General features: G+C 39.6%; 10 protein-coding genes. 2 read left to right on the top strand and 8 right to left on the bottom strand.

From position 1 onward, the window contains the following. Window positions 1-302 precede the first annotated feature (302 nt). The 8 genes from cas2 to GXZ17_RS10060 form a co-directional block, all read right to left on the bottom strand. Entirely contained in the window at window positions 303-566 is a 264-nt protein-coding gene (gene cas2, locus GXZ17_RS10095; RefSeq protein WP_409377159.1) for a CRISPR-associated endonuclease Cas2, read from the bottom strand. Beyond that, window positions 567-1,562 carry a type I-B CRISPR-associated endonuclease Cas1b gene (gene cas1b / locus GXZ17_RS10090; protein ID WP_409377158.1) on the bottom strand — a complete coding sequence of 332 codons (996 nt, stop codon included), beginning with the start codon at window positions 1,560-1,562 and terminating at the stop codon, window positions 567-569. Next, window positions 1,559-2,056, bottom strand: a complete 498-nt coding sequence (cas4, locus tag GXZ17_RS10085) for a CRISPR-associated protein Cas4 (RefSeq protein WP_409377157.1) — start codon at window positions 2,054-2,056, stop codon at window positions 1,559-1,561. The genes cas1b and cas4 overlap by 4 nt, the downstream gene beginning before the upstream one ends. Beyond that, window positions 2,050-4,464, bottom strand: a complete 2,415-nt coding sequence (gene cas3, locus GXZ17_RS10080; RefSeq protein ID WP_409377156.1) for a CRISPR-associated helicase Cas3' — start codon at window positions 4,462-4,464, stop codon at window positions 2,050-2,052. Before cas3 ends, cas4 begins: the two co-directional genes overlap by 7 nt. Further along, window positions 4,382-5,098 carry a type I-B CRISPR-associated protein Cas5b gene (gene cas5b, locus GXZ17_RS10075; RefSeq protein WP_409377155.1) on the bottom strand — a complete coding sequence of 239 codons (717 nt, stop codon included), beginning with the start codon at window positions 5,096-5,098 and terminating at the stop codon, window positions 4,382-4,384. Before cas5b ends, cas3 begins: the two co-directional genes overlap by 83 nt. Before the next feature lie 15 nt (window positions 5,099-5,113). Beyond that, the gene (gene cas7b / locus GXZ17_RS10070) at window positions 5,114-6,022 is read right to left on the bottom strand and encodes a type I-B CRISPR-associated protein Cas7/Csh2 (RefSeq protein ID WP_409377154.1); all 909 of its coding nucleotides are present in this window, start codon (window positions 6,020-6,022) and stop codon (window positions 5,114-5,116) included. Between the two features lies 1 nt (window position 6,023). Next, on the bottom strand, window positions 6,024-7,811 hold the full coding sequence (locus tag GXZ17_RS10065) for a TIGR02556 family CRISPR-associated protein (RefSeq protein ID WP_409377153.1): 1,788 nt from the start codon (window positions 7,809-7,811) through the stop codon (window positions 6,024-6,026). 224 nt (window positions 7,812-8,035) lie between these two features. Continuing rightward, a complete protein-coding gene (locus GXZ17_RS10060; protein ID WP_409377152.1) occupies window positions 8,036-8,209 on the bottom strand; it encodes a hypothetical protein in 174 nt (57 codons plus the stop codon). A gap of 203 nt (window positions 8,210-8,412) precedes the next feature. Between GXZ17_RS10060 and glpQ the strand changes: the two genes are divergently transcribed. Together glpQ and GXZ17_RS10050 are read left to right on the top strand one after the other, a co-directional pair. Beyond that, window positions 8,413-10,275: a glycerophosphodiester phosphodiesterase gene (glpQ, locus tag GXZ17_RS10055; RefSeq protein ID WP_409377151.1), complete on the top strand. Its 1,863-nt coding sequence runs from the start codon at window positions 8,413-8,415 to the stop codon at window positions 10,273-10,275. A 146-nt stretch (window positions 10,276-10,421) separates the two neighbouring features. Next, window positions 10,422-10,700 (top strand): methylglyoxal synthase (locus GXZ17_RS10050; RefSeq protein ID WP_409377150.1); only part of this gene is annotated, 279 nt, incomplete at its 3' end.

Genomic DNA, 10,700 nt, shown 5'->3' with positions numbered 1-10,700 from the left:
CTAGAAGACATACTGGATAAAGAGCCTGAGGGGAAGACGTTTCAATCCCTTATAGGTAGGCTAAAAACGGAGTTAAGTTACTCCACTCTTATTGTTAAAGTAAAGTTTCAATCCCTTATAGGTAGGATAAAAACCCGTTCGAGGGGCTTAAAATAAGGATTCCTTATTTTCTATTTAGTTTTCAAGGTGCGTGCCTGAAATTATTAAAAACTATTATTATCATTTTGTCAAACGAAAATAATAGATTTTTCCCTTTCTGTCGATCCCCGGGGGTTTTTGCGCTACCGGAGGTCGACAGAAAATTAAATGATTACCTGGTGCCCGCCTTTGCTAAGGCCTATTATTTCTCGTTTGGTATAACGAGTACTACGTAAAACATAGAAGATTACTGAGTCTTCTTCGAGCTCTATCGTTTTGGTGATTTCTACTTTGAGTTTTTCATATTTGGCGTCGGTTATTTCTCCCTCCAAAACCGAATTTTGAACCCAATTGAGATATTTTCGGGCAATTTTCAAAACTTTAGCCACTCTTTTCTGGTTTACGTCATATACCATAATAACAAACATTCACCATTCAGCTCCAAAAGGAGTGTAATTCTCTTCCCCCATCAAGTGTTTTTCCAGCTTATATAATTCCAGCCGGATGAGTCTCCGGTAAGAGACCTGTTTTCCTATTTTACTGTGGTTGATAGTAGTTTTTAATCTTTCTTCGAATCTTTCTACGAAAGCTCGTCGGCCCGATTCATCTAAATATATTCCACCCAATCGTTCATCAAAGTTTTTTGGGCCTATCACTTTCTTATTTAATAAGTAAAAAATAACCCGGTCAACCAATATGGGTTTGAAGATTTCAGCTACATCTAAGTTCAAGGTAAACCTTCGAAAATTGGTAGCGTGCAGATACCCAATACGGGGGTCCAGATGAGTTTTATAAATTTCGGATAACACAGTAGTGTAAAGCAGGGAATTGCCAAAACTGATAAGAGCGTTCATCCTGTTTTCTGGTGGTCTTTTGGTTCGGCCCTCCATTGTAAAATCTTCCTTTTGGACTATAAGGTCGAAAGAAGAATAATATATCTGCCGGGCATTACCCTCAATAGCCATCAACCTCTCGATTGTATTTTGTTCCTCTGCCGATTGAGAAAAGGAATTTATCTTTTCTATTAATGGTGATAACTCAATTCCTCGGTTCCCATAATATTTCAAAACTTTTTCCATATTCTGAAGAGCACCTCGAACAAAGCTCTTAGCTAAAATTAATCGTTTTTCTTCATCCAGATAATGTTCTGCCTGTTTTAAGATAAGATAGCCAGAATTGTAGTGCTCTCGAGGGTAAAAGCTCCCCGAATAATAACCGTAATAGTTGTAAAAATGGAGCAATATTTCCTTTTGAGAAAGATATTCAAGTATTTTTTTGTTAAGAGAAACTTCCCCGAAGATGTGAAGTTCTCGAGTATTTTCGATAGGAATATATTTGCGCTTCCCTTCACTATCTTCAAAGTAGATAGTGTTGTGTTTCCGCTCGAGTTTGCCACTGGAAAAAACATAAATGCTTTTACTCATGACCAGCAAAACTCCCTATACGCACAATGAGTGCAGTATTTTATTTTTTGAGGAGGAGGGGCAGAAGGCAGGGCGATTACCTCCCTTATATCTTCCAGGATGCTTTTTATTTCTTTTTCTAATTCGGGAGTTAGGTCTACTTCTATTTTTTTCCTCTCTTTGGGGAAAAGCAAAACTCCTTTCGAATAGACCCCTCTCTCTCGTAATCGGTAAAGATAAAACAACAGCTGTAGCCTGGCACTTTCTTCCGCTCGAGAACTCTTTTTTATTTCCCCTACCACTAAATTTCCCTGTCTGGTTCGAATTAAATCTAAAACCACGTTTTCAAAGTGAATTTTTTTCTTGTCTCGGTCATAGCTCTCCGTGTCTAAAAATCTGCCCATTTCCAGATAATAATAATCCTGGTCAGGGGTAACTTGATGAGCCATAAGCCAGGATTGCCTTTTGCAAATGGAGTAGCTTTGAACCAGAGTTCCTGATATGTCTTCTACCATATGGCTGGCCCTCCTTTCAATTTGAAACCCGTTTCTGAATCATAGAAGTCACAGAGGCTGTCATTGTTAACATAGCGAAAACCGGAAACTTCAGGGGGAAGATTTTCCACACTTAGTGGTACCGAAACCACGAATTGGTAAAAACCACTCTTTATTTTATCGAATGCCGCACGCCTCTCCCACCGGTCTTTAATCTCTTTGATTTCTAAAAAAGCATTCCAAATTTCCTGTGCTTCTTGATTTATTTCCAAAAAAACTTCCAGTTTAGGATAATCTTCTTCAATCAACTTAAAATCTGCTATCCCTGCTCGTTGATCGGTGCTGCTGTATCTTAATCGATAGATAGCCTCTAACAGCTCTCTGGATTCATCGCTCGATTTCTTATTTTGCAACAGGTGAAAATAATTCTCCACCATCCCAAAAAAGTCTTGTTCCTGAAGAAAGTTACTTTTCAACAGAACTTTTTCCGTTTCTCGAAGAAGCAAGGAGTCGTAAATATAAGAAGAGTAGGTGCGCTTATCATCTCTCAGGCGTATTACGTTTATTAATCCTTCTTCCTTGCTCCAGTTCCGATTACATCTCCCGGCAGACTGGATGAGAGAATCAAGAGGAGCAATGTCTCGATAAATTACATCAAAATCTATATCCACTCCTGCCTCTACTAATTGAGTGGTAACAGCCAGGCGAAACTTCTTATTTTGTATTTCCTTTATTCGTTTCAGACGTTCCCAGGGGACAACATGCGAGGAGAGGTAGGCTATTTTGTCTCCAACTTTTTCTTTCATCAATTGATAAAGCAAAAGAGCAGCGCTTATAGTATTCATAACAAAGAGATAGCTTTTGTCATCTTCTATTACTAAATCACCGACTAACTCTTCTATAGTGATATCCTGCTCTAAACTTGGCTGAATAGTAACTCGATTTACTCGGGGAAAATATTTTTGAGGGTCAACCAAGGGAAAGACTTCTTCTTTTTCTAATATTAAAGGCTGTGTAGCGGTTACCAAAATTATGTAGGAGTTAAACGATGAGGTCAGTTGCCGAAAAACCTCTTTTAGAAGAAGCCAGTACTTAAAAGGTATAGATTGAACTTCATCTAAAATTACAATCGAGCCTGCTAATCGGTGAAACTTGCGTAGGGTGGAGTTTCGATTAGAAATTAAAGTATGAAAAAACTGAACAAAAGTGGTAACGACAATCTCTGCATTCCATCCTTCTATCAAAATTTTCGCCTGGTCAGGTTCAAACTCTTTTGTACCTTCCTGATAGTAAATATCTGAGAGATGGTGATGTTTTAAAATGACAGAGCTATCTACTGCAAGACCACTATTTATTAAAGTTTTCTCTATCTGTTCGGCATTTTGTTCAATAATACTTAAAAAAGGAAGAGAGTATATAATACGAGGAGTATAACCCTTCTCTTCTTTTATTTTTTCTCGAAGCCTCAAGACAAAAGCGAAGGAGGTAAAGGTTTTCCCTAATCCCGTGGGAAGATTCAGACTAAAAATTCTGGTGGTTAAGTCTATTTCTTGGTTAACCACCTTCTGGTAAGCTTCTTCCCTTAACTGATTTAAGCAGGTTTCTTCTTTCTTTAAAGTGGATTTATAGTCACTTACTATGGAAGGAGAAATATCTATTGCTTTTCTGGGAACCTCTCCCCCCGTTGCTTCGCTTTTGTCTGCATCAATCAAAAGAGAAAAAACTAAATTGGTCAAGAAATACCAGTTGAGATTTTTCTCCCTACTCAGGTTGCGCAATTCTCTTCTCAACTTGGTTGTTTCTAAGGAAAAAGCTTCCACCCATCCAGACCAGGAATCCCTGGTAATATTTGATGGAAGGCCAGAGCTTTTGAGGTTTTCTACCAGCACAGAAAGCCGGTCTGCGTCTATATCTCCTATTTGCTTTAAAAGAGCTTCTTTTTCTTTGGCATCAAAGAAAGCCTCAGCCAGAACATCTTGCAGATTCCCGTGGTGTCTCTTGACTGCCAGGAAGCCCACAAAAGATAGAAACTTCTTTTGGTCTTCTGATAAATGGGTTGCTTCTCGGAATTCATCCTGAACCAGAAAAAAGGTAGCAATCGCCGAGAGAAGGGAGTGACGAGTTTCATTGGCTTTTTCCTTGTTTTCTGAAAAAAGATACTCCTGAAAAGAATTAGTAGATTTGCCCAGGTCGTGAGCTAACCCACAGATTTTGATTAATCTGGTCAAATCGTTTTTAGAAAATTCTCCCAGGGTAGTTACCGGAGTAGCCTCCCAGGTGGCCACTGCTATTTGAGCCACCTGGTTTAAATGCTCTTCCAAGTATTTATCGGGATGAGAATAGAGATTAGAAAAAGAGTAGGCTCTCGCCACTTTCGCTTTTCCAGTGTCGTTTTGTTTCAGCCTGAATGGTCTTACCTCCTGATTCAAAGATAACCTCTTGATATTCTTCTACTATCCTCTCCTCATTCATCCGGATGGGAATTCTCTCTTTAAAATATTTCTTCCCTCCTTCAAAGATTATCCGCAAACCCTCCAGGTAAGGAAGGGGAATGACGGTAACCAAATCCGTTTCCCCTTCCTTACTCTCTTCCACCTCCACTACCTTTTGATATTGGAAATCAGCCAGGAGCTCGCTCAGGCCTAAAGCAGGGGTGAACACTGCTTCGTGGTTTTTAACTTTTTCCACCAGGTCTTCAAAAATTACCCGATCCTCGTGAGAAACGTATAATCGATAACCGGGGTCTTTTATAAACTCTGTCCGGATTTGGGTTCTTGCTTCATGACTCCCTCTTTTAGTCGGTATCCAGTAGTTTTGCTTGGTATTTATATGGTTAAGACCCAGACGAATTTTTTTGACTGGTCTCAGGATCTGAAGGCCAATTTTACAATGGTCGCTAGAGAAGACCCGAAGGTAATCTTTTTTGTCCACCCCGATTATAGCTCCCAGCATCCCCTTAATCGTAGAAGGAGGGGGGAAAGGGAAAGTCAAAGGAGAAGAAGTAGTATAAAATTTCCGAAAATGAGCTAAATCACCATAAATATCAAACACCAGAACTTTCATCAGCTACTCCCCCTTTTAAAAAGGGAAAGACTTAATCGGCAGCCCTGAGAAAGCACCATCCACCCCTATCGGCTCTCCATTTTTAGCCAGGACAATCCGGTTATCGGCTTTTACTCTTACCTCTTCAATTTTATCCTGGTTTTCCTGCAGAGCTTTAATCAAAGGAGAGATTTCCACTTGCAATTCAGAAATATCTCTGATTTTTTCTTCTTCTTTTGCAGTCTGAATAGCTATTCGTTTATCCAGCTCTCCGATATAAAAATTCCCTCCTTTATAGATTATCTGCAAGAGAAAACGGGGAGTTTGTCCAAACTTAGAGCCAGAGATGAGGTTTTTAGTGCCATTCCAGATGGCTTCCATCATTAAATCCACATCCTCACAAGTTAAAGGAAGGTTTTGAGCTTGAGCTGCTTTTTCGTTAACCACCCCCCAGAAGGCGATTAAAGAATAAGGGAGGATATATCTCTCGGTGAAGGTGCCCTGCTTTCTATCAGCCTGAGAAGGCATCACGGTAGTCCCTTTCACATAGGTTAAATCTACTCGATGGAGAGACCTCCCGTACTTGAACTGAACAGGACCGGTGAGAGCCATAGTCTGGTCTTTTACCGCAGTAGTAGCTCCAAAAAGCCGGATATCAATACATTTTTCTATCAAATCCTGAGAAGAGTCAAAATCTTTAAGCCGCTCTTCCTTGGTTTTCAGATTGCCATTATCGTCCCTTATTTCCCGCACAAAAATATCTTTTCCCAGATAATCATAAAGATAATCTCTGATGGTTCTCTTTAACCTGACATCAGAGACCAGGTTAATCCCCGTTTCTTCATCAATTCTTGGTTTGTTCTCGTCTACTGGGTCACCATTGGGGTTAGCATTGGTAACATCGTAAAGAAAAAGAATTTCCGAACGGTTTTGAATAACACTCATCTCAAACATCCTCCTCTACCAGAATTTTTTCTTCCCCGCTTTTTTCGGGATAAATAAAAGGAATGACTTCAGGAAGAAGATTCATCCCTGCTGCAAAATAAAAATTCATTTCATCCGTTGACATCTTCCAGTTGTTTCCGGCTTCCAAAAGATAGTGAGCTGCTTCTCTGGCTAACTTTTGTTTACCCAAGTCAAAAGAATCATATTCCTGCAGCTTATTCTGAACCCGGGGAAGCAGTCCTAAAAAGTCTCGCTCATCCATCCTCAACCCTTTGAGATTTTTTAGAAAAGGTGGGGTTGACTCTCTTTTACTGTATTGCACTCGAAGAAGAAGCTGGGTTAAAGAACCCAGGAGAAAGAGACCTCTTTTGAGCGGAGTCTCAAAAGTAGAGCCATACTTCTTAAAAAGAGGGTCAAAAAGTCTTTCATCCATTGCGATTACCTCCATTTTGATTAATTCCATCCTTTCCAGAAAATTAACCACCATAACTCCATCTATGGTGGTCGGTCCAAAGTACTGGTCGTTTACAAAATTGCTGCGAATCTTATTCATCAAGAAACGCAATATAAAGTTGTAATCTACCGGTCTACCCTTAAACACTCTGTCTACTAAGTCAAGAAAGTAGGCATCTAAATCATTATTTCTTTTGGCCGGGTCAGATTTAGAAAAAAAGTTGCGTATGGTACGGAAAGTGAAACTTCGCTGAAAAGTATGGTCTACTTCATCTTTTATGCCGAATATCTTCCTCAAGCGAGAAGGAAAAACATCTTCTATAAAGGCTAAAATTCTTTCTGCGCTCTGCTGCTTGAGGAGAAAAAGGAAATTAAGAGTAAGATTATCCTGAGTTTGAGAAAGGAGAAAAAGGATTTCCTCTTCGTCTCCTAAAAATCTATCCTGGCTTTCTTTTTTTAAGCTGAGCAACTTAGGAGAATCGGTGAACAAGTCCAAGACGTCCTGAGCCACATTTTCTTTCCCTACGATGAATTTGGGAATGAGCTGGTAACGGAGACCAGCAAAATTAAAGTTCAAATTGGTTTCTAAATATTTTTTCCCTTCTTCTAAGGCCTGTTTGCAGTCTATGCAGATAGGGAAATTTTTCCAGGCTTCCTCTTCCCTGAAGCCACCAGTGATAAATCCCGGTTTATCTATGGTAAAAAAACTGTATACTCCGTCTCCCAGAATAACATTTTTCTTCTGGTTGCAGATAGAACAGGTAGCGAATTGTTTCCCCCTTTTCTCATTATCTGCTTGAATCCACGAGATAAAAATTTTTCTAAACAGGGGAATGTCTCCCACATAATATTCTTCATTTCCATCTCTTAGTTTTAAGGTGATAAAAATACCTTCTTTTCTAGGAATTTCTTCTCGAATTTTCTGGATTTGTTCTGTTATCAAGTATTTACTGGTTTCCAGCTCTCTTTTTAAAGACTGAATAAACTCTTTTTCTTCTAGAGAAAGAAGATCTAAATTTCTTTGCAGGACTCTGTTTGCCCAGCCCAGAATTTTGTTGGTAAAGGTTTTCTGCGGTTCGGTAAGTTTGGCAGTGGGAGAAAAGTCCGGGCCATTTGCTGCCCCTGAGCGGTAAAGATATTTCATTTTTTTAGAACTGTCATATTCTTCTATATCCACCTCCCCAAAGAGAACCTGATTGTCTCTTTTTTCCAGAATTATGATAACCACCTGAGTATACTTTCCGCTAATATTAGGATCTTCTACCATGATTTCCATCAGGTCTTTTTTTTCTTTTTGAATGATGATTTCTCCTATTTCTTTTACCGCCTCAATCATATTTTTCCTCCTTCCTTACTTCTACCCTTGCTCCACTCACGTTGTCAAAGCCCAGGTAGAAAGGCTTATATTTCTGGGGTCATCTGATTTTTTATAAAAAACCACCAGGTCTCGAGCTTTTTTCTTCGATGATGGTGTAGTGTGCTATGAGGGCTATAACATAATAAATTAAGTTCCGGATTGAATAACCGCAGTAGAAAAGGGACTTTCCCGGCTCAGAGCTCTTAGTAGGCTAAATCAACCCCCCTTATTATTTCCTCATATCGTAATATAGCACATTTGAGCCAGATTTCCACCTCTATTCCCCAGAGATGGCCAAAGCTCTGGCACAGGAAAGATGGCAAAATGACGCAAAATCTCTCTTTTTTCATTACCGCGTTTTTAAATAAATTTAACATTAGCTTAATTTGCTCTTAAAAAACTTCTCTTAAACTGGAGAAAATGAAAAGGAGGTAGTTTTATGAAAAGAAGTCTTTTAATCTTGGCATTCTTTGGAATATGCGTGGGCTCATTGTTATCAATGTGCTCATTGGAGGCACAAGCTGTTCTTCCCCCAAAGCCCACGCTTAAATTTAATTCTCAGGGTACCTTTAAGATTGTTATGTTTTCAGATGTGCAGGACAAATTTCCCATTAATCCCCAGACCATAGAAGCTATGAACAATATTTTAGACTTCGAAAAACCGGAATTTGTGATACTGGTGGGGGATAATTGTACTGGAGCTATCGGAAGCGCAGAGGAATTCAATCTTTATGTACAGCAAATGGTAGAACCTATGGAAAAAAGAGGAATTCCCTGGGCTCATGTTTATGGTAATCATGACGAGGACCATGTAGAAAAAACAGGCCTTACCAAAGAGTTGCAACAAGGAATTTACGAATCATTTCCTCACTGTTTGAGCCAGCGTGGTCCTGAAGAAGTTGAAGGAGTAGGCAACTTTGTTTTGCCGGTATATTCTTCAGATGGCAGCAAAGAAGTGTTTGCAATTTGGGGGTTAGATTCCAATGCTTACCTTGAAGATAATAATTCCTGGTATGGTGGCAGGCTTGAAAATGATGCAATTTTAGAGAATGGATTACAGGGTAGCCATAACTACGATTTCATAAAGTTCTCTCAGATTAGATGGTATTGGGACACTTCGGTAGAAATGGAGAAAAAATGGGGCTATAAAATCCCGGGCATTCTCTTTACTCATATACCTCTACCCGAGCATAGACTGATAGTTATGAATCCAGAACCAACTGGTATAATAGGAGAGAAAAACGAGGATGTTTGTAACTCTCCCATAAACAGTGGACTATTTGCTGCCATCTTACAGAGAGGAGATATCAAAGGTATTTTTGTAGGTCATGACCACGTTAATGATTTTGTGGGCAATTACTGCGGAATCAAACTGGGCTATGATGCCAACATAGGATTCGGAACCTATGGTTTAGAAGGAGAAGACAAAGACCGACTGAGAGGTGCCAGAGTGTTCAGAATTAACGAAAGAACTCCTCAAGCCATAGAAACCTGGATGCGCTATGCCAGTGAATTTGATAAAAATAAGAGCTCAGAATTGCTTTCTTCCCTTTTAGTAATCGCTCACCGGGGAGCCAGTGGATATCTCCCAGAACATACCTTAGAATCTTATGCTATGGCTTATGCTTTAGGAGCAGACTACATAGAGCAAGACGTAGTCCTGACCAAAGACAAAGTCTTTATTTGTTTGCACGATATTTATCTTGAACCTACTACCAACGTTGAGGAATTATATCCAGAGCGCAAAAGAGAAGATGGACACTGGTATGCTGCTGATTTCACTCTGGAAGAGGTTAAAAAACTACGAGTACACGAACGTTCGAAAGCCGATGGCACACCCTATTTTCCTGAGCGCTTTCCGGTAAATTATTCTAAATTCGAAGTGCCTACCTTTGAAGAAGCAATTCAATTGATTCAAGGGCTTAACAAAAGTACGGGTAAAAATATAGGAATTTATCCCGAATTCAAGCAACCCAGCTGGCACGAAAAAGAAAAACTCGAGGGGGGAGAAAAAATCCTTCTCGATATACTTCAGAAATATGGGTATACAGAAAAAAAATCCGGAGTTTTTGTCCAGTGTTTTGAACCAGAAGCTCTTCAAAAAATGCGCTTTGAGCTGGGAACTGAGCTTCCTCTAATCCAGTTAATCGGTAGCGGAGAAGAAAAAGATGCCCAGATGCTAACCAGCGAAGGCTTAGAAGAAATAGCCAGCTATGCCGATGGCATAGGAATCTTAAAAGATTATATAGAAAACAACCCGGAACTGGTTAGTTTGATGCGGGAAAAAGGGCTATTGGTTCATGCCTGGACTTTCAGAAAAGATGCTGTTCCAGAAAAATATCCTTCTTATGAAAAGGAGCTGGAGCAGCTTTGCCGGGAATGCAATATAGATGGGTTGTTTACAGATTTCCCGGATATAGTAATCAAGTTTTTAGAAAGATAAGATTCTTTGCTGCTCTCTTCAGAAAAAGAGAGCAGCAAAGTTCATAAAAATGTGAAGGTCTATAAAGTCTGGACATGATGCAACTATAAAGTTATACTTTAGTGTAGCTAATAGTAAAGTATGAAACGAAAGAAGGGGGTAAACCGGTGAAAGAACAACACCAGATAGTAAATCTTCCCAAGAAAAAAAGAATAGCTCTGGTAGCTCACGACCATAAAAAACCTGATCTTCTGGAGTGGGCAAAATTTAATCGTGGGCTTCTGAGTGAGCACACTCTTTATGCCACAGGAGCCACAGGTACTTTACTGGAAGAAGAGCTTGGCTTCCAGGTGTATAAATTTAAGAGTGGACCCTGGGGAGGAGATCAGCAAATTGGCGCTAAAATTGCTGATGGAGAAATAGACCTCTTAATTTTCTTCTGGGAT

The sequence above is a fragment of the Candidatus Sordicultor fermentans genome, assembly GCF_012728195.1.
Lineage (GTDB): Bacteria > Atribacterota > Atribacteria > Atribacterales > Caldatribacteriaceae > Sordicultor > Sordicultor fermentans.
The sequence above is the reverse complement of the archived record's forward strand: the minus strand, read 5'-3'. Positions and strand labels throughout refer to the sequence as shown.